Origin of the sequence: Pseudotenacibaculum sp. MALMAid0570, from assembly GCF_040151415.1 — a bacterium.
In the GTDB taxonomy this organism is placed as follows: Bacteria; Bacteroidota; Bacteroidia; order Flavobacteriales; family Flavobacteriaceae; genus Polaribacter.
The window spans coordinates 1-279 of the sequence record NZ_JBDKWF010000002.1 but is presented as its reverse complement, the minus strand read 5'-3'; the positions used below and the strand labels follow the sequence as shown (position 1 = coordinate 279).

Sequence of the window (279 nt, the reverse complement as noted above, 5' to 3'; positions counted from 1 at the left end):
TATTAAATCTAAAATAAAGTTTTGTTAATTGAAGAGTACATTGCGTATTTTTGAGGCTATGAAAAAACTAATTGTTGCAAGTACATCTACCATACATGGAAGTGGTTATTTAGACTATTTATTACCAACCTTATCTGAATTTTTTAAAGGAGTTGGTGAATTATTATTCATTCCTTATGCCAGACCTAGTGGAATTTCATATGATAACTATACCGAGATTGCCAAAAAAGCCTTTTCTAAGATTGATATTACAGTGAAAGGAATTCATGAGTTTAAAAA

Annotated in this window: 1 protein-coding gene; it reads left to right on the top strand. The window is 28.7% G+C overall.

The genetic code is table 11. The features are described 5' to 3' along the window. Nucleotides 1-58 precede the first annotated feature (58 nt). The coding region (locus AAON49_RS00010; RefSeq protein WP_349551719.1) for a Type 1 glutamine amidotransferase-like domain-containing protein at nucleotides 59-279 on the top strand (221 nt) is incomplete at its 3' end.